The 22,416-nt window shown below is 65.5% G+C and carries 26 protein-coding genes; 17 read left to right on the top strand and 9 right to left on the bottom strand.

What is annotated here, in order from left to right; genetic code table 11:
* Positions 1-69 precede the first annotated feature (69 nt).
* Positions 70-759 carry a hypothetical protein gene (locus AC5Y4C_RS14610; protein WP_499911169.1) on the top strand — a complete coding sequence of 230 codons (690 nt, stop codon included), beginning with the start codon at positions 70-72 and terminating at the stop codon, positions 757-759.
* Complete coding sequence (locus tag AC5Y4C_RS14605; RefSeq protein WP_499963807.1) at positions 756-1,622, top strand: TIGR03560 family F420-dependent LLM class oxidoreductase; 867 nt, start codon at positions 756-758, stop codon at positions 1,620-1,622. The genes AC5Y4C_RS14610 and AC5Y4C_RS14605 overlap by 4 nt, the downstream gene beginning before the upstream one ends.
* Here the strand turns inward: AC5Y4C_RS14605 and AC5Y4C_RS14600 are convergent.
* Complete coding sequence (locus AC5Y4C_RS14600; RefSeq protein WP_499963809.1) at positions 1,615-2,457, bottom strand: ribonuclease Z; 843 nt, start codon at positions 2,455-2,457, stop codon at positions 1,615-1,617. The genes AC5Y4C_RS14605 and AC5Y4C_RS14600 overlap by 8 nt on opposite strands.
* A gap of 101 nt (positions 2,458-2,558) precedes the next feature.
* Here AC5Y4C_RS14600 and AC5Y4C_RS14595 point away from each other — a divergent pair, with 101 nt between their 5' ends.
* Complete coding sequence (locus AC5Y4C_RS14595; protein ID WP_499911162.1) at positions 2,559-2,987, top strand: CBS domain-containing protein; 429 nt, start codon at positions 2,559-2,561, stop codon at positions 2,985-2,987.
* Positions 2,988-3,035: 48 nt separating this feature from the next.
* Here the strand turns inward: AC5Y4C_RS14595 and AC5Y4C_RS14590 are convergent, their stop codons facing one another.
* On the bottom strand, positions 3,036-3,596 hold the full coding sequence (locus AC5Y4C_RS14590) for a type II toxin-antitoxin system PemK/MazF family toxin (RefSeq protein WP_499948539.1): 561 nt from the start codon (positions 3,594-3,596) through the stop codon (positions 3,036-3,038).
* Positions 3,597-3,660: 64 nt separating this feature from the next.
* On the opposite strand from AC5Y4C_RS14590, the gene lepA reads away from it, so the two are divergent.
* Positions 3,661-5,496 carry a translation elongation factor 4 gene (gene lepA / locus AC5Y4C_RS14585; protein ID WP_499911270.1) on the top strand — a complete coding sequence of 612 codons (1,836 nt, stop codon included), beginning with the start codon at positions 3,661-3,663 and terminating at the stop codon, positions 5,494-5,496.
* 72 nt (positions 5,497-5,568) lie between these two features.
* On the opposite strand, the gene AC5Y4C_RS14580 is transcribed toward lepA, so the two are convergent.
* A complete protein-coding gene (locus AC5Y4C_RS14580; protein WP_499911159.1) occupies positions 5,569-7,560 on the bottom strand; it encodes a glycoside hydrolase family 15 protein in 1,992 nt (663 codons plus the stop codon).
* A gap of 33 nt (positions 7,561-7,593) precedes the next feature.
* Complete coding sequence (locus AC5Y4C_RS14575) at positions 7,594-8,781, bottom strand: FAD-dependent oxidoreductase (RefSeq protein WP_499963856.1); 1,188 nt, start codon at positions 8,779-8,781, stop codon at positions 7,594-7,596.
* A gap of 110 nt (positions 8,782-8,891) precedes the next feature.
* On the opposite strand from AC5Y4C_RS14575, the gene AC5Y4C_RS14570 reads away from it, so the two are divergent.
* The 6 genes from AC5Y4C_RS14570 (at position 8,892) to AC5Y4C_RS14545 (ending at position 13,244) form a co-directional block, all read left to right on the top strand.
* Entirely contained in the window at positions 8,892-9,074 is a 183-nt protein-coding gene (locus tag AC5Y4C_RS14570; protein ID WP_499911156.1) for a hypothetical protein, read from the top strand.
* Between the two features lie 139 nt (positions 9,075-9,213).
* Entirely contained in the window at positions 9,214-9,306 is a 93-nt protein-coding gene (locus AC5Y4C_RS14565) for an Ms4533A family Cys-rich leader peptide (RefSeq protein ID WP_499911153.1), read from the top strand.
* 112 nt (positions 9,307-9,418) lie between these two features.
* Positions 9,419-10,456, top strand: coding sequence for a sulfate ABC transporter substrate-binding protein (locus tag AC5Y4C_RS14560; protein WP_499911152.1), 1,038 nt, complete (start codon positions 9,419-9,421; stop codon positions 10,454-10,456).
* A 31-nt stretch (positions 10,457-10,487) separates the two neighbouring features.
* Positions 10,488-11,360, top strand: coding sequence for a sulfate ABC transporter permease subunit CysT (gene cysT, locus AC5Y4C_RS14555; RefSeq protein WP_499963811.1), 873 nt, complete (start codon positions 10,488-10,490; stop codon positions 11,358-11,360).
* Positions 11,357-12,169 (top strand): sulfate ABC transporter permease subunit CysW, encoded by an 813-nt coding sequence (gene cysW / locus AC5Y4C_RS14550; RefSeq protein WP_499911150.1) that lies wholly within the window; start codon positions 11,357-11,359, stop codon positions 12,167-12,169. Before cysT ends, cysW begins: the two co-directional genes overlap by 4 nt.
* Before the next feature lie 19 nt (positions 12,170-12,188).
* On the top strand, positions 12,189-13,244 hold the full coding sequence (locus AC5Y4C_RS14545) for a sulfate/molybdate ABC transporter ATP-binding protein (RefSeq protein ID WP_499963813.1): 1,056 nt from the start codon (positions 12,189-12,191) through the stop codon (positions 13,242-13,244).
* Here the strand turns inward: AC5Y4C_RS14545 and AC5Y4C_RS14540 are convergent.
* The 4 genes from AC5Y4C_RS14540 to AC5Y4C_RS14525 all read right to left on the bottom strand — a co-directional run bounded on the left by AC5Y4C_RS14540 (position 13,241) and on the right by AC5Y4C_RS14525 (position 16,701).
* Positions 13,241-13,951, bottom strand: coding sequence for a sirohydrochlorin chelatase (locus AC5Y4C_RS14540; protein WP_499963815.1), 711 nt, complete (start codon positions 13,949-13,951; stop codon positions 13,241-13,243). The genes AC5Y4C_RS14545 and AC5Y4C_RS14540 overlap by 4 nt on opposite strands.
* Positions 13,948-14,649, bottom strand: a complete 702-nt coding sequence (locus AC5Y4C_RS14535) for a phosphoadenylyl-sulfate reductase (protein WP_499963817.1) — start codon at positions 14,647-14,649, stop codon at positions 13,948-13,950. Before AC5Y4C_RS14535 ends, AC5Y4C_RS14540 begins: the two co-directional genes overlap by 4 nt.
* A 124-nt stretch (positions 14,650-14,773) precedes the next feature.
* The gene (locus tag AC5Y4C_RS14530) at positions 14,774-16,477 is read right to left on the bottom strand and encodes a nitrite/sulfite reductase (protein WP_499911146.1); all 1,704 of its coding nucleotides are present in this window, start codon (positions 16,475-16,477) and stop codon (positions 14,774-14,776) included.
* A gap of 122 nt (positions 16,478-16,599) precedes the next feature.
* Entirely contained in the window at positions 16,600-16,701 is a 102-nt protein-coding gene (locus AC5Y4C_RS14525) for an Ms4527A family Cys-rich leader peptide (RefSeq protein WP_499911145.1), read from the bottom strand.
* Positions 16,702-16,849: 148 nt separating this feature from the next.
* On the opposite strand from AC5Y4C_RS14525, the gene AC5Y4C_RS14520 reads away from it, so the two are divergent.
* The 6 genes from AC5Y4C_RS14520 to hemW are packed head-to-tail and all read left to right on the top strand — an operon-like array spanning position 16,850 to position 20,808.
* Positions 16,850-18,106 (top strand): CHAP domain-containing protein, encoded by a 1,257-nt coding sequence (locus tag AC5Y4C_RS14520; protein ID WP_499911144.1) that lies wholly within the window; start codon positions 16,850-16,852, stop codon positions 18,104-18,106.
* Between the two features lie 5 nt (positions 18,107-18,111).
* Positions 18,112-18,510 (top strand): hypothetical protein, encoded by a 399-nt coding sequence (locus tag AC5Y4C_RS14515; protein ID WP_500008499.1) that lies wholly within the window; start codon positions 18,112-18,114, stop codon positions 18,508-18,510.
* A 1-nt stretch (position 18,511) separates the two neighbouring features.
* Positions 18,512-18,943: a hypothetical protein gene (locus AC5Y4C_RS14510; protein WP_499911142.1), complete on the top strand. Its 432-nt coding sequence runs from the start codon at positions 18,512-18,514 to the stop codon at positions 18,941-18,943.
* Positions 18,940-19,347, top strand: a complete 408-nt coding sequence (locus tag AC5Y4C_RS14505) for a hypothetical protein (RefSeq protein ID WP_499911141.1) — start codon at positions 18,940-18,942, stop codon at positions 19,345-19,347. The genes AC5Y4C_RS14510 and AC5Y4C_RS14505 overlap by 4 nt, the downstream gene beginning before the upstream one ends.
* A 1-nt stretch (position 19,348) precedes the next feature.
* Positions 19,349-19,687 carry a type VII secretion target gene (locus tag AC5Y4C_RS14500; protein ID WP_499963821.1) on the top strand — a complete coding sequence of 113 codons (339 nt, stop codon included), beginning with the start codon at positions 19,349-19,351 and terminating at the stop codon, positions 19,685-19,687.
* The gene (gene hemW / locus AC5Y4C_RS14495; RefSeq protein ID WP_499963823.1) at positions 19,684-20,808 is read left to right on the top strand and encodes a radical SAM family heme chaperone HemW; all 1,125 of its coding nucleotides are present in this window, start codon (positions 19,684-19,686) and stop codon (positions 20,806-20,808) included. The genes AC5Y4C_RS14500 and hemW overlap by 4 nt, the downstream gene beginning before the upstream one ends.
* Before the next feature lie 130 nt (positions 20,809-20,938).
* Here the strand turns inward: hemW and AC5Y4C_RS14490 are convergent, their stop codons facing one another.
* Positions 20,939-21,253: a type II toxin-antitoxin system VapB family antitoxin gene (locus AC5Y4C_RS14490; protein ID WP_499911138.1), complete on the bottom strand. Its 315-nt coding sequence runs from the start codon at positions 21,251-21,253 to the stop codon at positions 20,939-20,941.
* Positions 21,254-21,375: 122 nt separating this feature from the next.
* On the opposite strand from AC5Y4C_RS14490, the gene hrcA reads away from it, so the two are divergent.
* A complete protein-coding gene (gene hrcA / locus AC5Y4C_RS14485) occupies positions 21,376-22,407 on the top strand; it encodes a heat-inducible transcriptional repressor HrcA (RefSeq protein WP_499911137.1) in 1,032 nt (343 codons plus the stop codon).
* Positions 22,408-22,416: the final 9 nt, after the last annotated feature.

Raw genomic sequence — 22,416 nt, 5'->3', positions numbered from 1 at the left:
GTACATCGAGTAAATCATTCACATGCTGAACGTTGCGCCTTCCGCACAATGCGGCCTATCGTTCAAGATATGAACGATTCGACTCGATCCCGGCCACTAGAAGGCGGCCCGCCGTTGGCGGTGCTGGCGGTCTTATCCTTCGTGCTTTTGGTCGGCGGCATCGCCATCGGCGTTGCGCTAGCCGGCGTGCCGCCGTCGCCGTTCGCGCCGGGCACCTCGGTCAGCGACTTTTTCACCACACATTCGGCGGCAGCGCAGACTGCCGCGGTGGGCGTTTTCGGTTCCTCGGTGACACTGGCCATATACGCCGCGACGGCCAGTGCCCGCTTGCGCCGGTTGGGGGTCACCGTCGCTGGCGCGACGATCGCGCTGGCGGCCGGCATCCTGGCCGCCGGTGCGCTCGGCCTTGGCGGCCTCGTGCTTTGGCTGCTATCGCGCCACGAGGTGAGCGCCGAGGAGCCGCTGGCGCGAACGGTCTACTACCTGGTCTTCCTCACCGGCGGACCGGCCCACGTGATGCTGCTCGGCCTGCTCATCGCCGGCATCGCGGTCCCCAGCCTGATCCTGGACCTGCTGCCCAGAGCGGTGGCCGGGACAGGCGTCGTCATCGCTGCGCTGGCGGAGGTCACCGCGCTGGTGCTGATCTGGCCTCCGCTCATGGTTCTCTTGCCGATTGCCCGCGTTCCCGGGCTGCTGTGGCTGGTCGCCGCCGGCGCGCTGCTTCCGCTGCGGCGCCCTCACAGGACGGTCGCGTCGTGAAACTCAGCGTGAGCCTCACCAACTACTCGTGGCCGGTCGTGGCAATCCCCGAACACATCGCCGCACTGGCGCGACGCCTCGACGACGCCGCGGTGGACACGTTGTGGGTCGCCGACCATCTCATACAAGCCGACCCGGCCGCCGATCTCAGCGATCCGATGCTCGAGGCGTACGCCACCCTCGGGTTCCTGGCGGCCCAGACCACGCGATTGCGGCTCGGCACGCTGGTAACGCCGGTGACGTTCCGCGCGCCGGCTCTGCTGGTCAAGGCCGTCACCACACTCGACGTGCTGTCACGCGGCCGCATGTGGTTCGGCGTCGGCGCCGGCTACAACCACGACGAGGCCCGGGCGATGGGTCTTCACCTGCCTGCGACAGCGGCGCGGTTCGAATGGCTGACGGACCTACTGCAACTCGCCTCTCAGATGTGGCGGGGAAACGAGTCGGCGTTTCACGGCCGCCACGTGCAGGCAGAGCACCCGGTCGGACAACCGCAACCGGCGAACGGACGGCTTCCGATTCTGATCGGCGGGGCGGGGGAGCATCACACGTTGCGGTTGGTCGCCGAATATGCCGACGCCTGCAACCTATTCGATGTCCCCGACGGCGGTCAGACGCTGCAGCGCAAAGTCGATGTGCTGCAACACCATTGCGCTAAGGCTGGTCGTCCGTATGAGCAAATCGAGCGCACGGTCACTACTGCATTCGACGGCGACACCGTCCGGTCGCTGGTCGATCGCTGCCGCCGCCTCCACACGCTCGGCATGCAACACGCCGTGCTGATCACCCGTGGTCGCCCCTGGACTCTCGAGGACTGTGATGTCGTGGCTGCGGCGGCGGAGCAGTTGGCGACTGTCAGCTAGTAGCGTGCACTTCCACGCGGTGCAGGTCCGGGCCGATCTCGATTCGCCCGTCGAACACCGACGCCGCCTTGGTGCGCCAGTCGTCCTCCTGCCCGGGCGCCAGCGGCGGCACGTAATGCGTGAGCACCAGCGTGCCGACCCCCGCTCGCGCCGCGGTGGCCGCGGCCTCTTCCACCGATGAGTGGTAGTCGCAGATGTCACGAATCCGCTGCTGCGCAACGCCTTTCAGCAGATCCTTGCGAATCACCGTGTGCACCATGGCCTCTGCGCCTGATGCCAGCTCGTCGAGGGTGGCGCACGGCACGGTGTCACCGGCCAGCACCACCGAGGCGCGTTCATAGCTGATGCGGAACGCGATCGTCGGTACTACCGGCCGATGATCCGTGGGCGCCACGGTGACCCGCACTCCTTCGCGGTCCCACACCAGACCCTCGACATGCTCGTGCACGTCGACGCCCGGCGGTTCGGTGAGGTCGGCGTGGTGGGCGATGCGGTAGCCGATATCAGGGCCGAACGCCTTGAGGATCGCGTCCACGACGTCGGCGGTGCCCGGCGGTCCGATGATCGGCAACGGCGCCGGATCCGACGCGAACGTTGTCACCCATCGGGTGATCAGCACGTCGCCGAGATCGGTGATGTGGTCGCTGTGCAGATGGGTCAGCAGCAATGCACTCAGCTCGTTCGCCTGGACACCGACGGCCGCCGCCCGTTGCAGCACACCGCGCCCGCAGTCGACGAGCATCGTCTGACCGCCTGCGCGGACGAGTGTCGACGGGCCTGCGCGGTGCGGGTCGGGAATGGGGCCGCCGGTGCCGAGCAGGACGACCTCGATCATTCGTCAGGTATGACATACAGGCGTTACGAAGTCGAGGCTTTCGCACCGCAGCACTTCGCCCGTAGCCTAATGTGAATCACGTCACAGATGCGGAGGCGGCGATGCGGATCGCGGATGTGCTGCGGAGCAAGGGCTCCGCGGTGGCCACTATCAATCCCGACAGCACGGTCAGCGAGCTCTTGGCCGGGCTGGCGCAGTTGAACATCGGCGCCATGGTCGTCGTCGAGGGCGACGATGTGCTGGGCATCGTCTCGGAGCGCGACGTTGTGCGCAAGCTTCATGAGCGCGGCAATGACCTTCTCACACAACCCGTTTCGGAGATCATGACCAGCGTCGTGGTGACGTGTACGCCGCACGACGCGGTCGACTCGCTGACCGTGTTGATGACCGAGAACCGGGTACGGCATGTGCCGGTAATCGACAACGGCCAGCTGGCCGGGATCGTCAGCATCGGTGACGTGGTCAAGACCCGCATGGACGAACTGAACGCAGAGCGCGAGCAGCTGCAGACCTACATCACCCGCGGCTGACCATCGGCGTCCGGCCCGGGCCAGGGCTACGACGCCCGGTGAAGGAGGCTAGCTCCAGGAGTATTCGGCCCGCAGCCGTGCGGCCACCCGCTCGAACGTCTCGCGCGCCAGGATGGCGCCCTCGCGGCGGATGCCTTCCTCGGGGACGTCGAGCACCCGGTCCAGCCGCACCCAACTGGGCCGGCCGTCGTAATCCCAACTGCCCGGCCCAATGCCGATCCAGTTGGGATCGTCGGCGTGATGCTCCTGGCTGGACAGCATCAGGCCGAGCAGCGTGGAGCGGTCCCGGCCGACCACCAGCACCGGCCGGTCCTTGCCCTTCGACGGGTCGTCCTCGTAGACCACCCAGGTCCAGACGATCTCGCCGGGGTCCGCTCGGCCGTCCAGACTCGGGCAGTAGACGATCTTGCGGGCGCGGTAGGCGGTGGGCACGCTGTTCTTGGTCACCGGCCGCCCAGCGGTGATCTCGCGCACCGGTTCCGGCCCGCGCGCAAGCAAGTCCAAGCCGATGCGAAGGCCTTGGGAGATCACTCTGGGGCCCTCGCTGAACACGAAACTTTCCAGCCGTCGCTGAAACGTTTTCTGCAACGTCTTCCATGCCGACGCCATGGTTCCGAGGATAGCCAGGCGCAGCGATACCCTGGAGCGAGCCCGTTGACGCCTTCACCAGGAGATTCCCATCACTAGCTTCGCCGACCAGACGTTCACCGCGCCGGCGCAGATTCGGAACTTCTGCATCATCGCCCACATCGACCACGGCAAGTCCACGCTGGCCGATCGGATGCTGCAGCTCACCGGTGTGGTCGACGAACGCTCGATGCGCGCGCAGTACCTGGACCGCATGGACATCGAGCGCGAACGCGGCATCACGATCAAGGCCCAGAACGTGCGCCTGCCGTGGCGCCTCGATGACGACGACTACGTGTTACATCTGATCGACACCCCCGGCCATGTCGACTTCACGTATGAGGTGTCGCGTGCACTGGAAGCGTGCGAAGGGGCGGTGCTGCTGGTCGACGCCGCCCAGGGCATCGAGGCGCAGACGCTGGCCAATCTGTATTTGGCGCTGGACCGCGACCTCGTGATCATCCCGGTGCTCAACAAAATCGACCTGCCGGCCGCCGATCCGGACCGCTACGCCGCCGAGATCGCCCACATCATCGGCTGTGAGCCGGCCGATGTGTTGCGGGTGTCCGGCAAAACCGGGGAAGGCGTCGCCGCGCTGCTCGACGAGGTGGTGCGCCAGGTGCCCGCCCCGACCGGGCAGCCTGACGCGCCGACGCGGGCGATGATCTTCGACTCCGTCTACGACACCTATCGCGGTGTGGTCACCTACGTACGCGTCGTCGACGGCAAGATCGTCCCCCGCGAGCGGATCAGGATGATGTCGACTGGTGCCACCCACGAATTGCTCGAGGTCGGCATCGTCTCACCCGAGCCCAAGCCGGCCGACGGTCTGGGCGTCGGAGAAGTGGGCTACCTGATCACCGGAGTGAAAGACGTCCGCCAGTCCAAAGTGGGCGACACGGTCACGACGGCGCGCCACGGCGCTACGGAGGCGCTCACCGGTTACCGCGAACCCAAGCCGATGGTCTACTCGGGGCTGTATCCGGTCGACGGCTCCGATTACCCGGATCTGCGCGATGCGCTGGATCGCTTGCAGCTGAACGACGCTGCGCTCACCTACGAGCCGGAGACGTCGGTGGCACTCGGATTCGGTTTCCGCTGCGGCTTTTTGGGCCTCCTGCACATGGAAATCACCCGTGAACGGTTGGAGCGCGAGTTCGGCCTGGACCTGATCTCGACGTCGCCCAATGTGGTGTACCGGGTGGTGAAAGACGACGGCACCGAGATAGTCGTCACGAATCCGTCGGATTGGCCGGACGGCAAGATCCGCACCGTGTACGAGCCCGTGGTCAAGACGACGATCATCGCGCCCAGCGAGTTCATCGGCACCATCATGGAGTTGTGTCAGTCGCGCCGTGGGGAGCTCGGCGGCATGGATTACCTGTCGCCGGAGCGGGTAGAACTGCGCTACACGATGCCGCTAGGCGAGATCATCTTCGACTTCTTCGACGCGCTCAAGTCGCGCACCCGTGGCTACGCCAGCCTGGATTACGAGGAGGCCGGTGAACAGGAAGCCGACTTGGTCAAGGTCGACATCTTGTTGCAGGGCGAGGCCGTGGACGCGTTCAGCGCAATCGTGCATCGCGACGAGGCGGCCGAGTACGGCCGCAAGATGACCGGCAAGCTCAAGGAGCTGATTCCCCGTCAGCAGTTCGAGGTGCCGGTGCAGGCGGCAATCGGCTCGAAGATCATTGCGCGGGAGAATATTCGGGCGATCCGCAAAGACGTGCTGTCGAAGTGCTATGGCGGCGACATCACGCGCAAGCGCAAGCTGCTGGAGAAGCAGAAAGAGGGCAAGAAGCGGATGAAAACCATTGGACGCGTGGACGTTCCGCAGGAGGCTTTCGTCGCTGCGCTGTCCACCGAGCAGCCCAAGAAATAGCGCGACCAGACAGAGAATCGCATACCCGCGGGCAATTTAGTGCGATTTTGTGTCTGCTCGCAGGTAGCGTGGCTACATCGGCGCGTTCGCCGGCTGGAACACGCCGGTGCTGTCGGCCTCTTCCTCCGCGCGGATCACATGCACCACGGCGTTGATCAACGCCAGATGGGTGAACGCCTGCGGGAAGTTGCCCAGATGCCGACCGGTGCGCGGCTCGATCTCCTCGGCGTACAGATGCAGCGGGCTCGCGAAGCTCAGCAGCCGCTCGCACAAGTGCTTGGCGCGGCTGACCTCGCCGATCTCCACCAGCGCTGACACCAGCCAGAACGAGCAGATAGTGAACGTGCCTTCCTCGCCGGACAGCCCGTCGTCGGTTTCCTCGACCCGGTAGCGCAACACCAGCCCGTCCTGGGTCAGCTCGTCGGCGATCGCCAGCACCGTGTTGCGCACCCGCGGGTCGTCCGGAGGCAGGAACCGGGTCAACACCACCAGCAGCAGCGATGCATCTAGCGCATCGGAGCCGTACCGCTGCACCAGCACGCCGCGGGAGTCGACGCCGTTCTCGAGCACGTCGGCCTTGATTTCCTCGGCGATTGCCCGCCACTGCTGGGCGTAGCTCTTTTCCCCTTGCAGCTCAGCGAGTTTCGCGCCGCGGTCCAGCGCCACCCAGCACATCACCTTCGACGAGACGAAGTGCTGCGGCTCACCGCGCACCTCCCAGATGCCACGGTCGGGCTCGCGCCAGTGCTTGATCGCCTCTTCCACTTGGTTTTTCAGCACCGGCCACAGGGTCTCGGGAATCTGCTCGCGCGATCTGGCGTGCAGGTAAACCGAATCGAGCATGGTGCCCCAGATGTCGTGCTGTCGTTGGTTGTACGCGCCGTTGCCTATCCGCACCGGGCGGGCACCGTCGTAGCCGGACAGGTGGTGCAACTCCTCTTCGACCAGTGTTCGTTCGCCGCCGACGGCATACATCACCTGAAGCGGGTGTCGCTCACCGTTGTTCGCGCCCGACACGTCGGCGATGAACGAGAAGAAGTCGTCGGCCTCGCGGTCCAGGCCCAGTGTGTACAGCCCCCACAGCGCGAATGTGGAGTCGCGCACCCACGCGTAGCGGTAGTCCCAGTTGCGTTCGCCCTGAGGCGTTTCCGGCAATGACGTGGTGGGCGCGGCCAGCAGCGCGCCGGTGGGCGAGTACGTCAAGCCCTTCAACGTCAACGCGCTGCGCTGCAGATAGGACCGCCAGGGGTGGTCGGGGAAGTCACCGATGTTGATCCACTGGCGCCAGCACTCGCTGGTCTTCCACATCTTGTCGGCGGCCTCGTCGTAGGTCTGCGGCGCCGGGTGCTTGGACCACGAGAGTGCGACGAACACATTGTCGCCCTCCTTGAGCCGCGTGCGGGCGCGCGCTTCGCGGCCCTCCAGACCGATCCGCAGGTTCGTGGTGAGCTTCAACTGCGGGTGCGAATCGGGGTCTCGCCGCCCGCGCGCAATCGCCTCGCCGTAGGCGGGCCCGGAGTACTCCCAGGTCGCCCCGATCCGGTGGTAGTCGAACGACGGCTCGCAGTTCATCACCAATTCGACCGTGCCGCTGACGCAACGCACCGTGCGCAGCAGGATGTGTTCAGCGTCCCAGTCCATCGGGGTGCGACGGTGGGTGCGCGAGCGCGCCTCGATGTCATGCCATGGACCCATCACCAGCGCGTCGCGCACGATCAGCCAGCCGGTGTGGGTCTGCCATGTGGTTTCCAGGATCAGGCTGCCGGGCAAGTACCGCCGGGCCGCCGGCACGGAGACGCCGTACGGACCCAGCCGGAAGTGGCCGGCCGCGCGGTCCAGGATCGCGCCGAACACGCTGGGGGAGTCGGGCCGGGGCACACACATCCATTCCACCGAGCCGCTGGAGCTGATCAAACAGGTGTTCTCGCAGTCGGACAGGAACGCGTAGTCGGCGATCGGCGGGAACGGGTTGCGCGTCGAACTGCTCTGGATGTAGGGCACCGGGCTGGTGGCAGAAAAGCGTGCCTCGTGTGCGTCTTCAGCCGGCTCGGCGCTCAGAACCATTTGCTCATCATCGGCTCTTTTCGCACTTTTCGTCTACTGAACCGCCGGAGAGCCGCGGCGCGCGAACGCCGGTGCGTGCTCGGGCAGCGGCCCGATGGCGACGCCGTATCCGGCGACCATGCCCAAGGCGGGCGCCTTACTCATCATCCGCACGGCCAGCGGCGCTTTCGCGGTCGCGGTGTCGTCGGTGATCGTCGTCTCCACCACTTGGGCGTGGATCGCCCGCTGAACCGCCTGAACCAGAACCGTCGGCAGCCAGCGCCGGGCCTGCACCCTCGCCAGTGTCGTCGTGCGGACGCGGCCACTGAGCAGCGGCTCGGCCAGCATCGTCCCGGCGGCCACCGCGTCGGCCACCGCAAGGTTGATGCCCACACCGCCGACGGGCGACATCGCATGCGCGGCATCGCCGATCAGCAGCAAGCCGTCGGTGTACCAGCGGTGCAGCCGATTCATCTGCACGTCAAGCAATTTCACGTCGTCCAGTGAGGCGAGATCGCCGACGCGGTCACCCAGCCAGGGGATCAGCGCACCGACTCGGCCACGCAGTGCGTCGATACCTTCCGCGCGCAGCGCGGCGTCCGAACCCTTCGGGATGACGTAGGCGATCTGGTAGTAGTCGGCCCGGTCGATCACGATGCAGCCGTGGCCGGAGCGGAACACACCGTTCAGGCCCGGCGGGTCGTCGTCGCGTCGGGGCAATCGGAACCACCACACGTCCATCGGAGCGCCAAAAGCTCTGGGGTGCAAGCCCATTGACGAACGAAGGGTCGACGAGCGGCCGTCGCAGGCGACGGTGAGCGCAGCCGTCATCTCCCTCGCGTGGCCGTCGGTGCTGCGGTACCGCACCCCACACACCCGGCCGCTGTGCAGCAGCGGTCCGAGCACCTCGGTGCTGCGCATCAGCGTGAAGGTGGGCTCTTCGGCTGCGGCGCTTGCCAATAGCTCGAGGAAGCCCCACTGAGGCACTAACGCGATGTGTTTGTGGCGGCCGGGTAACCGGCGCAACACGATCTCGATCGGGACGTCCTGCAGTTGCATGTGAATGCTGTCGATGAGCCGGTGCGGCATCTGGTTGAAGCGGTCACCCAGGCCGAGTTCGTCGAGCAATTGCAGCGTGCTCGCGTGTACGGTGTCGCCGCGGAAGTCACGAAGGAAATCGGCGTGCTTTTCCATCACCACCACCGGAACGGCGGCGCGGGCCAGCAGCAGCCCGAGCACCATGCCCGCGGGGCCACCGCCGGCGATCACACATCTCGCTGACTCCGCGCTGGGCTGCACGCGGCAATCTTGGCATGTTGGCCCGGTGCAGAACCGACGCTTACGCTGAGCTGATGGCCGGTTTCCTCAGCTGGTGGGACGGCGTCGAGTTGTGGCTGTCCGGGCTGGGCTTCGTGCTGCAGACCATCGTCGTGATGCCGGTGGTGCTGGCGCTGGCCTACGGGGTGGCGATACTGCTCGACGGTGCCCTGGGGAAAGGCATCGAATTGCTTCAGCGGATCCGGCAGAGGGACTGAGCGCAGATGCCCAAGTCGCGGGTCACGTTGGTGCTGGTGATCCTGGTTCTGCTGGTGCTCGTCGCGTGGCTGCTCACCCGGTGACGTAGCCGTCGCGCTCGGTGCGCGCCCAGGTGCGGAACCTGTTAGCATTCGCGCCATGCACGCGACCCGGGGCAGCAAGGAGTGCTACGTGCTTGCACTTATTGCCATCGGTGAATGCGCTGTCGCAGACGTGCACTGTTGTCGATGAGCCCCTGCCCGCTTGCGGTTTGGTGGTAGCGGCCGTCGATCGGCTCACGCCTTGATTCGTCACCTTTCCGCAGCGGACCCTCTCCCTCCGTTCCCGCCTCGAAAGGTCATCCATGCTGAGCATCACCAAAGTACTTCGGTTGCGTCAGGCGGCCGCACTCGCCGCCACGGCGGCGGTCTTGGCCGCATGCGGCGGCGGGTCCAGTGACGTCGCGGGCGACAAGGGCCCGTCGAACGCGCGCGCGACGCTGACGCTGGTTGCCTATGCCGTGCCCGAACCGGGCTGGAGCAAGGTGATACCGGCGTTCAACCAAACCGACCAGGGCAAGGACATCGCGATCACCACGAGCTACGGCGCATCCGGTGACCAATCGCGTTCCGTGGTCGACGGCAAGCCCGCGGACATCGTGAACTTCTCGGTCGAGCCCGACATCACCCGATTGGTCAAAGCCAACAAGGTCAACAAGGACTGGAACGCCGACACCACCAAGGGCATCCCGTTCGGCTCGGTGGTCGCGCTGGTGGTGCGTCAGGGCAATCCGAAGAACATCAAGGACTGGGATGACTTGCTGCGGCCCGACATCGAGGTGATCACCCCGAGTCCGCTGAGCTCCGGGTCGGCGAAATGGAACCTGCTCGCCCCCTACGCGGCGAAGAGCAACGGCGGCAAGGACCAGCAGGCCGGCATCGATTTCGTGCAGGAACTGGTGAGCAAGCACGTCAAGCTTCGGCCGGGTTCGGGCCGGGAAGCCACCGACGTGTTCCTGCAGGGCAGCGGCGACGTGTTGATCAGTTACGAGAACGAGGCCATCAACATCGAACGGCAGGGCAAGCCCGTTCAGCACCTGATCCCGCCGCAGACTTTCAAGATCGAGAACCCGGTGGCGGTGGTGAGCACAAGTGCCCATCTCAAGGAAGCGACCGACTTCAAGAACTTCCAGTTCACCAAGGACGCCCAGCGGCTGTGGGCGCAAGCGGGCTTCCGGCCGGTCGACCCGGGAGTAGCTCAGGAGTTCAGCGCGGATTTCCCGCAGCCGTCGCAGAAGTTGTGGACGATCGCCGAACTAGGTGGATGGAGCAGCGTTGATCCGGCGTTGTTCGACAAAGACAACGGCGCGATCACCAAGATCTACAAGCAGGCGACGGGATGAGGTGCAAGCGAGAAGCGGAGGCGGATCGCGCATGACGACGGCGATCGACCCCAATCCGGAGGCGGTCCGGCCGGAGGTATCGGAGCCGGAGCCGGCCGCACCTGGGCTGTTCTCCCGCGGCACGACGTCGCTGCGTGTCGGCGTCGCCACGCTGTGGCTGTCGGTGATCGTGCTGCTGCCACTGGCGGCGATCGTGTGGCAGTCGGCCAAGGGCGGATGGGATGCGTTCGTCACGGCTGTGACGTCGCCGTCGGCGATCGATTCTTTCCGGGTCACGTTGACGGTGTCGGCCGTCGTCACGGTGATCAACGCGTTCTTCGGGATCGTGGTCGCCTGGGTGTTGGTGCGTGACGACTTCCGCGGCAAGCGGCTGGTGGACGCCGTGATCGACCTGCCCTTCGCGTTGCCCACGATTGTCGCCAGCGTGGTGCTGCTCGCCCTGTACGGGCCGAACAGCCCGGTCGACATCCATATCCAGCACACCCAATACGGCGTAGCGGTGGCCTTGCTGTTCGTGACGCTGCCGTTCGTCGTGCGGGCAGTCCAGCCGGTGCTGTTGGAGGTCGACCAGGAAGCTGAGCAGGCGGCGGCGTCGCTGGGTGCCAGCAGCTGGACGATCTTCCGAACGATCATCCTTCCGGCGCTCACGCCGGCGTTGTTTTCCGGCGCGGGGCTGGCGTTTTCACGCGCGATCGGTGAGTTCGGCTCGGTGGTGTTGATCGGCGGCGCGGTGCCGGGGAAGACGGAAGTGTCCTCGCAGTGGATCCGGACGTTGATCGAGAACGACGACCGTACCGGTGCCGCTGCGATTTCGATTGTGCTGCTTGTCATTTCGTTCGTCGTATTGTTCGTGCTGCGGGCGCTCGGCGCGCGGGCGGCCAAGCGCGAGGAGTTGGCGACATGACTCTGGCGCCTCCGGTGAAGTATTTGCTGCGGTTTGTCGCGCTCGCGTATCTCGTCGCGCTGGTGATCGTCCCCGTCGGCTTGATCCTGTGGCGCTCGTTCTCACCGGGCCTGGGCGAGTTCTTCAGCCAGATCACCACGCCGGCAGCGGTGTCGGCGCTGCAGCTGTCGCTGTTGGTGGTGGCGATCGTGGTGCCGCTCAATGTGCTGTTCGGTATCCCGACGGCGCTGGTGTTGGCGCGCAACAGGTTTCGCGGCAAGGGTGTGCTGCAGGCGATTATCGACCTGCCGTTCGCGGTGTCGCCGGTGGTCGTGGGTGTCGCGCTGATCGTGCTGTGGGGTTCGGCGGGCGTATTCGGTTTCGTCGAGCGCGACTTGGGCTTCAAAATCATCTTCGGGCTGCCCGGGATCGTGTTGGCCAGCATCTTCGTCACGTTGCCGTTCGTGATTCGCGAGGTGGAACCGGTACTGCACGAGATCGGCACGGAGCAGGAGGAAGCTGCCGCGACGCTCGGCTCCCAATGGTGGCAGACGTTCTGGCGGATCACACTGCCGTCGATCCGCTGGGGCCTGACCTACGGCGTGGTGCTGACGATTGCACGTACCCTCGGCGAGTACGGCGCGGTGATCATGGTGTCGTCCAACTTGCCGGGCACGTCGCAGACCCTGACACTGTTGGTATCGGATCGCTACAACCGCGGCGCGGAATATGGCGCATACGCGATTTCGACGTTGTTGATGACCGTCGCGGTTCTAGTGCTGGTCGTTCAGGTTGTCCTGGACGCCCGGCGAGCGCGGGCGAGAGCTTAGGCGGGCAAGGAGCGAAAGAATGACCGACGCAATCGTTTTGCGGGACGTGAACAAGCATTACGGCGATTTCGCCGCCCTCGACGACATCAACTTCACCGTGCCGGGCGGTTCCCTGACGGCGCTGTTGGGCCCGAGCGGTTCGGGCAAGTCGACGCTGTTGCGTGCTATTGCCGGGCTGGACCGGCCCGACACCGGGACCATCACGATCAACGGGCGTGACGTCACTCACGTCCCGCCGCAGCACCGTGGAATCGGCTTCGTGTTCCAGCACTACGCTGCGTTCAAACACATGACGGTCCGCGACAACGTCGCCTTCGGCCTGAAAATCCGCAAGCGGCCGAAGGCTGAGATCGACAAGAAGGTCGACGAACTTCTGGAGACCGTGGGGCTGAGCGGGTTCCAGAAGCGATACCCCGGTCAGCTGTCGGGCGGTCAGCGGCAGCGCATGGCCCTGGCGCGTGCGCTTGCGGTGGATCCGCAAGTGCTTCTGCTCGACGAGCCGTTCGGCGCGTTGGACGCGAAAGTGCGCGAGGATTTGCGGGCGTGGCTGCGTCGGTTGCACGACGAAGTTCACGTCACCACCGTTCTGGTGACGCACGACCAGTCCGAGGCCCTTGACGTCGCCGACCGCATCGCCGTGCTCAACAAAGGCCGCATCGAGCAGGTCGGCTCGCCGACCCATGTCTACGACGAACCCGTGAACGGGTTCGTGATGTCGTTCCTGGGCACAGTGTCTTCACTGAACGGAATCCTGGTGCGCCCCCACGACATTCGCGTGGGCCGCAACCCGGAAATGGCCGTAGCCACCAGCGATGGCACCGCGCAGAGCATCGGTGTGGTGCGCGCGACGATCGACCGAATCGTCTACCTCGGCTTCGAGGTGCGGGTGGAGCTGACGGCCGCATCGAACGGAGCGCCGTTCACCGCACAGATCACCCGCGGCGACGCGGAGGCGCTGGCGTTGAAGGAAGGCGACACGGTGTACGTGCGCGCGACGCGGGTGCCGCAGATCGCGGGAAGCGCCCAGTTGCCGCAGCCCGCCGCGGAGGAATTGGCGCAGGCGCAGAACGCCTAGGCCGCGATGCGGTCAGCTTCGGCCACTGCAGCATCGAAGCGGTCCAGCACTGTGGCGGCCACCAGTCGGTGTGCGCCCAGCGGCTCAGCCATCGGGATGTCTTGGGAAGCAGCGTAATTGGCGACACGGTCGGTGATCCGGCCGTGCGCCAGAAACCACGGCGCAATGATCAATCGGCGAGCGCCCATCGCATGCAATTGCTCAGCGGCATCGTCGAGGGTGGGCTGAGGGCCGGTTGCAAAGGCGGTGACGGCTCCCACCCAGCGGGTGCCGGCGGCGACGGCCGGCGCGACAGCTGCAGTTCGCGAATTGGCCTGCGGCCGTGACGATCCGACAGCGACGACGATCACACCCACCTCGCGGTCCCGCCGTGACACGCCGAGTTCGCGCACGCGCCGGCGCAGCACGTTGACCAGCCGTTCGTCTTCACCCAGTACATCGGCTTGGGATGCACCGGACTCGGCAATCAGCGCAGGGATGTCGACGCGTGCGTGGTACGCGTCGGCGAGCAGAAACGGCGCCACGACTGCGCGGGGCACGTCAGCGACAACGTCGCGAAGGTTGGGCGTCGACTGTTCACAGAACGCCACCCGCACGTCGACGCGACGCCGCTGCCGGCGGATTTCGTCGGCGACGGCATAGGTGTTCGCCGCCGCGCGGGGGTCGGCGCTACCGTGTGCAGCGAGAACCAGAACCGGTGAACTCATGAGGCGTGCAGACCGCATTCGATCTTGCCGGTGCCTTTCCAGCGACCGCTGCGCGGATCGGAGCCGTCGAGCGGTTTGGCGGTGCACGGCGCGCACCCGATCGACGGATAGCCGTCGAACACCAGCGGATTCACCAGCACGCCGTGGGCTTCGATGTAGTCCTGCATGTCCTGGTCGGTCCACGCCGCCAACGGGTTGACCTTCACCAGCCCGAAGGCCTCGTCGAACGTGACCAGCGGCGCGTTCGCGCGCGTCGGCGCCTCGACCCGGCGCAATCCGGTGACCCATGCCGAGTAGCCGCGCAGCGCCTTGCCCAGCGGAACCACCTTGCGCAGTCGGCAGCACTCGTTGGGATCGCGAGCGAAGAGGTTCTTGCCCAGCAGTGCGTCCTGCTCGGCGACGGAATGCTCGGGGGTGACGTTGATCACGTTGATGTCGTAGGCGTCGCTGACTGCGTCGCGGGTGCCCAGGGTCTCGGCGAAGTGGTAACCGGTGTCCAGGAACAGCACGTCGACACCTGGACGCACCTTGGCAGCCAAATCGATGAGGACCGCGTCCTGCATGTTGGAGGCGACCACATACTCGGTTCCGAAGGTTTCGTCGGTCCAGCGCAGCAGGTCGATCGCATCGGCGCCCTCGAGCTCTCTCGCGCCTTGCGCAGCCAACTCCCGTAGGTCAGTCTTCGCGCAAGCGCTCATCGGTGCTCTTCTCTCTTCGCGCAAGCGCTCATCGGTGCTCTTCTCTCTTCGCGCAAGCGCTCATCGGTGCTCTTCTCTCTTCGCGCAAGCGCTCATCGGTGCTCTTCTCTCTTCGCGCAAGCGCTCATCGCAAATCCGCCTCGTCCGCTCGCATTGCCCATGTCGCGAAACGCTCGCCGTCGGATCTTTGTTTCACGAAGTTGCGCACCACTCGCTCGATGTAGTCACCGAGCTCGTCGCTGAGCACTTTGTGCTGGCGCAGCTTGCGGCCGAAACCGCTGTCCAGGCCGAGGCTTCCGCCCAAATGGACCTGGAACCCCTCGACGGGTCCGTCGCCGTCGTCGACCATCTGTCCCTTGAAACCGATGTCGGCGACCTGGATGCGCGCACACGAGTTCGGGCATCCGTTGATGTTGACCGTGATCGGCACGTCGAGCTGGGCGTTGATGTCCTCGAGCCGCTTCTCCAGATCCGGCACCAGCGCGTGCGAGCGGCCCTTGGTGTCGGCGAATGACAGCTTGCAGAACTCAATACCCGTGCAGGCCATCAGGTTTCGGCGCCAGTGCGTCGGGTTGGCCGGCAGGCCAAGCGCTTCCAACTGCTCGACGACCGTGGCGACCTGATCGTCGGGCACGTCGAGCAGAATCAATTTCTGGTACGGAGTGAACCGCACGCGGTTCGACCCGGCCTGCTCGGCGATGTCGGCAACCTTGGTGAGGATCGTGCCGGACACCCGGCCCGCGATCGGGGCGACGCCAACCGCGTTGCGGCCGTTCTTCAGTTTCTGCACGCCGACGTGGTCGACCGGGTGCTTGACCGGCTCGGGTGCTGGTCCGTCGATCAGCTTGCGCTTGAGGTACTCGGTCTCCAGAACTTCGCGGAACTTCTCGACACCCCAGTCCTTGATCAAGAACTTCAGCCGCGCCTTGGACCGCAGCCGGCGGTAGCCGTAGTCACGGAACACCGAGGTGATGCCCTCCCACACGTCGGGCACCTCCGCCAGCGGCACCCACGCGCCGAGCCGCTGGGCCAGCATGGGATTGGTCGACAAGCCGCCGCCCACCCACACGTCGAGTCCGGGACCGTGCTCGGGATGGTTGACGCCGATGAACGCGACGTCGTTGATCTCGTGGGCGACATCCTGCAGACCCGAGATCGCGGTCTTGTACTTGCGCGGCAGGTTCGAAAAGCTGGCGTTGCCGATGTAGCGCCGCACGATCTCGTCGACCGCCCAGCTGGCGTCGAGCACCTCGTCGAGCGATTCCCCGGCCAGCGGTGAACCCAGCACCACGCGAGGGCAGTCGCCGCAGGCTTCGGTGGTTTGCAGGCCGACCGCGTCGAGCCGCCGCCAGATCTCCGGTACGTCTTCGATGCGGATCCAGTGGTACTGCAGGTTCTCCCGGTCGGAGATGTCGGCGGTATTCCTCGCGAACTCGGTGGAGATCTCGCCGAGGGTACGCAGCGCAGCGGAGGACAGTGCGCCGCCGTCGCAGCGCACCCGCATCATGAAGTACTTGGCTTCGAGCAGGTCGGCGTTCTCGTCGCCGGTCCAGGTGCCGTCGTAGCCCTGCTCACGCTGGGTGTACAGACCCATCCAACGGAACCGGCCCCGCAGGTCGGTCTTGTCGATGCTGTCGAAGCCGGTCTTGGAGTAGATGTTGAGGATTCGGTCACGCACGTTGAGCGCGTCGTCGTCCTTCTTGAATTGCTCGTTGGCATTGAGCGGCTCGCGATACCCGAGCGCCCACTGGCCCTCGGCGCGCGGCTTGCGAGCGGGCCGAGATTTGGCCTCTGGCACCGGCTGTTGCTCTTCGCGCAAGCGGCTCATCGATGTCATCTTGGGTGGCTCCTCGTCAGAGCCGGCCTGGGAAATGCGCAAATCCACCGGGGGCTGTCCGGCGGCGCAGATCCGGCAGCCAGCTGGAAGTTCAGGTTGGCGGGTCTACGACGTCAAGGCAGACAGCAACAGCTACAGACGCGCTTGAAGTCGACATGCCGCCGCGCTACCAACGAAACGTTGAAGTGGAGGCTGGCGACGGTCACGTCGGCCATTCTGCCACGAACGCCGGTGCGACCCCTAACCGGGCCAGATTTGCGATCAGGGTGAGCAAAAAGTGGCACGACATGCGCCAAGTCCGCGCCCGATTCCCGCTGCGGATTGGTGTCCGGGCCGGCCCGGACGCATTGTTACGGTCGTTAGGTGGTCTCATTTGCGGACTTGCGAGATGCTCGGCCCACCCTTTGGCAGATTGCTGCCGATGATCTGAAGGCAGTCGCATCGCAGGCGGATCGGACTGCGGACAATATCCACGCGAATGGAGCCAAGCCGCTGAAATCGAGCTGGCCGGATCACACCGGCAGCCTGGCGCGCGGCGAGTTGGTGAAGCACGCGAACCGGATGACGAACATCGGCGTGCTTTCTTCCGGCGCCGCCTCTGCGGTCGACACGTTGCAGGACGCCGTTGCGATAGCGCAGCGGCAGCTGCTGGCCGCAGTCGACGACGCGATCGCAGCGGGGTTCGCGGTGGATGACGACGGACGCATCCACCTCAATCCGCACTCGCTGAACCTCGTCGAAGACGGGCTGAAGGCCGCGAAGCTTCAGCTGCTGATCGACGACGCGGTCGAGGCGGCCACGCAGGCCGACCAACTGTGCGTCCATGCGCTCGACACGGTGAGCCTCGATCCGGACACGGTATCGACCGATCAGGCGCAAGCGGCGCAGTCCCAGGCGGTGAAGGATGCGCTACAAGAGATGCGCGATCAGCTGCCCGACGGGTTGCCCGCAGAAGAGGTCGCTGCATGGTGGGCGGAGCTGTCGAGAAAGCAGCGGCAGCAACTGATGCGGGCCGTGCCGGTCGAATTGCACGATCTGCCCGGCATTCCGCAGGCGGTCAAGGACGAACTGAGCAATACGGGTCAGGGCTATAACGCGGTCGAGGCTGTGCGGTGGGCTCTGCAGAACGCGAGTAACGAAGGCATAGACCGGTTCCCGAACAATTGCGCCCACTTCGTGTCCGAGACCCTTGCGGCTGCTGGGTTAGACAACAAGTTCGGTATCAGTGAGGCGGAGTCGTGGTACAAACTGCCGGGATCCGATTATGTCCCACGGGATTTGACATTTCGTGGCCGCGATGCCGATCGGGCTACGCACTCGGATTCGTGGTCTGCCGCGGACCCTCAGCGGGAGTTCTTCCTGAACAACGGCGGCGTGGACGTCGGACTCTCCAACGCTCGGCCAGGCGACGTCGTGTACTTCAACTACGAAACTCCCAGGGACGGCGAGTCGAGCCACCACGTCGCCGTCGTCACCGCGGTCCTGCCTGACGGCGAGGTGCTCTACACCCAGCACACGCCCGGGGCTATCAACCTCGATGCCCAAGACCGCCTTCCGATGATCGAGCAGGCGGAAGGCGCGCAAACCGTGACAGTCGTACGACCACGACAGACATGGTGACCAGATTGACCAGAAATCGCCTCGCTGTGCTGTTGAGCCTCGGAGCGCTCATCGGTTTCGCTTGCGCCTGGTACTCCCTGAACGTGACAGGAACGCGAAATCGGGCATGGATTGATTCCATGGTCGCCAGGCGCTGTTACCCATTACTGCCGATTCCGGACAACCAGGCGATGGGATGGTTCACCATCGTCTCCTCGAGCGTATTTCTCGTTTGCATGTGGGGCGCACTGGGCATGGCCATGTGGAAGCGACGGTGGTGGGTGGTGGTTCCACTCCTGCTGTTGTGCGGTTTGCTCACATTGATTGGCTTCTTCTTCGTCAGATTCGGGCAAATCGACGTGAGTCATCCGGCCGACGCCCTGGCTCCAGCGGACACCGGTGGTCTGCCGTGCGGAAGCGGATGAGATGAGCGGCACGGAGGCGGCTCGCTGGCTGACCAGGAACCGGCTCGCCGGACTTCTGGGGGTTGTGGCCGTCGCCTGCCTCATCGGCGCCGACCGAGCGCTACGGATATCCGGCGCGAGCAACGATGCTTGGGACGCCGAGATGCTCCGGCGAAAATGTCACCCTCCCTGGCCGCCTGTGCCTGACAATCATGCGGTCGGCTGGTTCGCCGTCGTGCTATCTGCGATTTTCATCATCTGCGCCTGGGCTGCACTCGGTGTGGCGGCCTGGAAGAGGCGGTGGTGGGTCATTTTGCTCGCCCTGGTGCTTGCCGCTGTTCTGACGGTAGTGGGTCTTTTCTTCCTGGGCTTCGGTGCGTTGGAAGCTTCCCAGCCGCGCGACGCGCATCTTCCAGCTGACTCGTCAGGGGTCCCCTGCAGGAGCGCGTGGTGAGCCAGCTGACCCGTGTTCGGCTGGCGGCACTATCGGCTTGCGTTGCCATCGCTAATGGCGCTGGCGCCTTATTGTCGCTCGAGGTCTCCGGGAAGCGAGATCAGGCCTGGGAAGATGCCATGCGGGCCAGGCATTGCATCCCACTACTGCCACCGCCCGACAACCACGTAATGGGCTGGTTCACGGTCGTACTGTCCGGATTTTTCATCCTGTGCGTGTGGTGTTCGCTCGCGCTGGCGGTGTGGAGGAGACGATGGTGGCTGGTTGTGCCTGCGATTCTGCTCGCCGGCATGCTGACCGTCATGGGGTTGTTGATTGGAGGTTTTGGGGCGATGGACGCAAGCCAACCTCCCGGTGCTCGGCTTCCAGCCACCGCCACGAATTTCCCATGCGAAGGCGGATGACATGAGCGGCGACGAAATACGAATTGCGCCCGAGCAGGTCGCGTCTGCGGGTTCGACAGTCGCCGCCGAAGCGAATGAGGCCAGAACAGCCATTGCATCCTTATTCGATTCGGCAGAAGCGGCCGCCGCCGGCAACCGCGGCTTCGCGACGGGACCCAAACTTGTCGCCTTCAACGACGATTTGCGCGCTCATTTCACATCGACCGTCGACGAGCTGGAAGGGACCGGCAACAAGATCGTCGCCGCCGCCCAGGCCCACCAAGCCACCGAGGTCGACAACGCGGAAGGCATCAGCCGCATCGCCACTGCCCTGAACGGGCTCGGCAGACTGGGAGCATGACGGGTCGGCCGTTCGGCATCTACATCCACGTGCCGTTCTGCGCCACGCGCTGCGGCTACTGCGACTTCAACACGTACACGCCCGCCGAGCTGGGCGGCGCCAACCCCGACGCGTGGCTGCACGCGCTGCGCACCGAACTGCGACTCGCTGCGGAAAAAATCGGGTCGCGCAGCGTCGACACGGTGTTCGTCGGCGGCGGCACCCCGTCGCTCCTGGGTGCCGAACGCCTCACTGCCGTCCTGGCGGCGGTCCGCGACAACTTCCGCCTCTCGACCGACGCCGAGGTGACCACCGAAGCGAACCCCGAGTCGACCTCCGCCCAGCTGTTCGACGCGCTGCTGGCCGCCGGTTACACGAGAAATTCCCTGGGCATGCAGTCCACTGCGCCGCACGTGCTTGCAGTGCTGGACCGTACCCACTCACCCGGACGGGCTGTGGCCGCCGCACGCGAGGCGCGGGCCGCCGGCTTCGAGCACGTCAGCATCGACCTGATCTACGGCACGCCGGGGGAGAGCGACGACGACCTGTTGCGCTCGGTGGAGGCCGCCGTCGAATCGCATGTCGACCATGTCTCGGCCTACGCGCTCGTCGTCGAAGACGGCACCGCGCTGGCCCGCCGTGTCCGTCGCGGCGAGATCCCCGCACCCGACGACGACGTGCTGGCCCACCGCTACGAGCTCATCGACAAGCGGCTTTCCGACGCCGGCTTCGACTGGTACGAGGTGTCGAACTGGGCGCGCCCCGGCGGCGAGTGCCGCCACAATCTCGGCTATTGGAACGGCGGCGAATGGTGGGGCGCCGGCCCGGGCGCGCACGGCTTCCTCGGCTCGACGCGATGGTGGAACATCAAACACCCCAACACATATGCGCAAGCCTTGGCCGAGAACGCTTTGCCCATTGCAGGTTCCGAGCAGCTGGGCTCCGACGAAATGCACACCGAAGCCGTCATGCTCTCCATCCGGCTGCGCAGCGGGCTTCCCCTCGCCATGCTGGGTGCGGAAACGCAGCGCGCGGAAGTGGCGATCGCAGACGGGCTTCTGGTCCAAGAAGCTGACAGGCTGGTGCTCACCGACCGCGGGCGATTGCTGGCCGACGGTGTCGTGCGGACGCTCCTCGGTTAGCCCGCCGAGAACACACTTGTTCCTGCGAAAGCAGCGAAACAACGCAAACAAGTGTGTTCTCGACGGCGACGAGGCGGCGACGAGGCGACCACGACGAGGCGGCGACGGCGATCAGGCGACGAGGCGAGACTCACGCCTGCTGAGGCCGCACCTCATCCATGTCCAGCAGCCGCGCATGCAGCACCACGCGGTTGCGCAGCGCGGCGCGCACGGCCCGATGCAGCCCGTCCTCCAGGTAGACCACGCCCTTCCACTTGACCGCATGCGGGAAGAGGTCGCCGTAGAACGTCGAGTCCTCAGAGAGCAGCCGGTCCAACGCGAGCACCGTCGTCGTCGTGACCAACTCGTCGAGGCGGATCTGACGCGGCGGAATCTGTGCCCAATCGCGGTAGGACAAACCGTGATCCGGATAGGGCTTGCCGTCGCGGACGCCCTTAAAGATCATCCGCCATCACCATGAAGGGAAAGGGTAGTCGCCCGCACTGTGAGCATCAGGCGCGACCAACGCTCGGCGCGAATCGGCGCAGTTGATCACCGTAAACTGAATGCCGCGGGAGGTGTAGAGCGATGGGAAATGCCGAAGATCGTCGTTTCGAAGTTCTGCGCGCCATCGTCGCCGACTTCGTCGCCACCAAGGAGCCGATCGGCTCCAAGACGCTCGTCGAGCGACACAATCTCGGCGTATCGAGCGCAACCGTCCGCAATGACATGGCCGTGCTGGAGGCCGAGGGCTACATCACCCAGCCGCACACCAGCTCGGGGCGCATTCCGACCGAAAAGGGCTACCGCGAGTTCGTCGATCGGCTCGATGACGTCAAGCCGCTGTCCGCCGCAGAGCGCCGCGCGATTCAGAGCTTTCTCGAGTCAGGCGTGGACCTCGACGACGTGCTGCGCCGCGCGGTCAGGCTGCTGGCCCAGCTGACGCGGCAGGTGGCAGTCGTCCAGTACCCGACGCTGTCCGCATCGACTGTCCGCCACGTCGAGGTCGTCGCGCTGACGCCGGCACGACTGCTGCTGGTGGTGATCACCGACTCCGGCCGTGTTGACCAGCGCATCGTCGAGCTCGGCGACGTCATCGACGAACACCAGCTCTCGCAGTTGCGCGAGCTACTGGGCCAGGCGCTGGACGGCAAGCGGCTATCGGCGGCCTCGGCGGCCGTCGCAGACCTGGCTTCGGAGCTCGGCGGACGCGGCACGCTCGGTGACGCCGTCGGCCGGTCTGCCACAGTGCTACTGGAGTCCCTGGTCGAACACGCCGAGGACCGCCTGGTGCTTGGTGGCACTGCCAACCTGACCCGCAACACCGCAGATTTCGGCGGCTCGCTGCGGCCCATCCTCGAGGCTCTCGAGGAGCAGGTGGTGGTTCTACGGCTGCTTCAGGCGCAGCAGGAAGCAGGCAAGGTGACGGTTCGCATCGGCCATGAAACCGAGGTCGAGGAAATGGCGTCGACCTCGGTGGTCACCACCACCTATGGCGCCGACGGCAACATCTATGGCGGCATGGGGGTGTTAGGGCCCACGCGAATGGACTATCCGGGAACTATCGCTAGTGTCGCTGCGGTTGCGATGTATATCGGCGAGGTTTTGAGTCGCAGGTAGGACCCTGCG

This window comes from Mycobacterium sp. NGS35 (genome assembly GCF_059812855.1).
The sequence above is the reverse complement of the archived record's forward strand: the minus strand, read 5'-3'. Positions and strand labels throughout refer to the sequence as shown.

Coding starts and splice junctions, on each gene's coding strand:
- AC5Y4C_RS14610 (WP_499911169.1), top strand. CDS start 70: ATGAACGATTCGACTCGATCCCGGCCACTAGAAGGCGGCCCGCCGTTG.
- AC5Y4C_RS14600 (WP_499963809.1), bottom strand. CDS start 2,457: ATGATCGAGGTCGTCCTGCTCGGCACCGGCGGCCCCATTCCCGACCCG.
- AC5Y4C_RS14595 (WP_499911162.1), top strand. CDS start 2,559: ATGCGGATCGCGGATGTGCTGCGGAGCAAGGGCTCCGCGGTGGCCACT.
- AC5Y4C_RS14590 (WP_499948539.1), bottom strand. CDS start 3,596: ATGGCGTCGGCATGGAAGACGTTGCAGAAAACGTTTCAGCGACGGCTG.
- AC5Y4C_RS14580 (WP_499911159.1), bottom strand. CDS start 7,560: ATGGTTCTGAGCGCCGAGCCGGCTGAAGACGCACACGAGGCACGCTTT.
- AC5Y4C_RS14575 (WP_499963856.1), bottom strand. CDS start 8,781: ATGGTGCTCGGGCTGCTGCTGGCCCGCGCCGCCGTTCCGGTGGTGGTG.
- AC5Y4C_RS14570 (WP_499911156.1), top strand. CDS start 8,892: ATGGCCGGTTTCCTCAGCTGGTGGGACGGCGTCGAGTTGTGGCTGTCC.
- AC5Y4C_RS14565 (WP_499911153.1), top strand. CDS start 9,214: ATGCACGCGACCCGGGGCAGCAAGGAGTGCTACGTGCTTGCACTTATT.
- AC5Y4C_RS14560 (WP_499911152.1), top strand. CDS start 9,419: ATGCTGAGCATCACCAAAGTACTTCGGTTGCGTCAGGCGGCCGCACTC.
- cysT (WP_499963811.1), top strand. CDS start 10,488: ATGACGACGGCGATCGACCCCAATCCGGAGGCGGTCCGGCCGGAGGTA.
- cysW (WP_499911150.1), top strand. CDS start 11,357: ATGACTCTGGCGCCTCCGGTGAAGTATTTGCTGCGGTTTGTCGCGCTC.
- AC5Y4C_RS14545 (WP_499963813.1), top strand. CDS start 12,189: ATGACCGACGCAATCGTTTTGCGGGACGTGAACAAGCATTACGGCGAT.
- AC5Y4C_RS14540 (WP_499963815.1), bottom strand. CDS start 13,951: ATGAGTTCACCGGTTCTGGTTCTCGCTGCACACGGTAGCGCCGACCCC.
- AC5Y4C_RS14535 (WP_499963817.1), bottom strand. CDS start 14,649: ATGAGCGCTTGCGCGAAGACTGACCTACGGGAGTTGGCTGCGCAAGGC.
- AC5Y4C_RS14530 (WP_499911146.1), bottom strand. CDS start 16,477: ATGAGCCGCTTGCGCGAAGAGCAACAGCCGGTGCCAGAGGCCAAATCT.
- AC5Y4C_RS14525 (WP_499911145.1), bottom strand. CDS start 16,701: ATGGCCGACGTGACCGTCGCCAGCCTCCACTTCAACGTTTCGTTGGTA.
- AC5Y4C_RS14510 (WP_499911142.1), top strand. CDS start 18,512: ATGAGCGGCACGGAGGCGGCTCGCTGGCTGACCAGGAACCGGCTCGCC.
- AC5Y4C_RS14500 (WP_499963821.1), top strand. CDS start 19,349: ATGAGCGGCGACGAAATACGAATTGCGCCCGAGCAGGTCGCGTCTGCG.
- hemW (WP_499963823.1), top strand. CDS start 19,684: ATGACGGGTCGGCCGTTCGGCATCTACATCCACGTGCCGTTCTGCGCC.
- AC5Y4C_RS14490 (WP_499911138.1), bottom strand. CDS start 21,253: ATGATCTTTAAGGGCGTCCGCGACGGCAAGCCCTATCCGGATCACGGT.
- hrcA (WP_499911137.1), top strand. CDS start 21,376: ATGGGAAATGCCGAAGATCGTCGTTTCGAAGTTCTGCGCGCCATCGTC.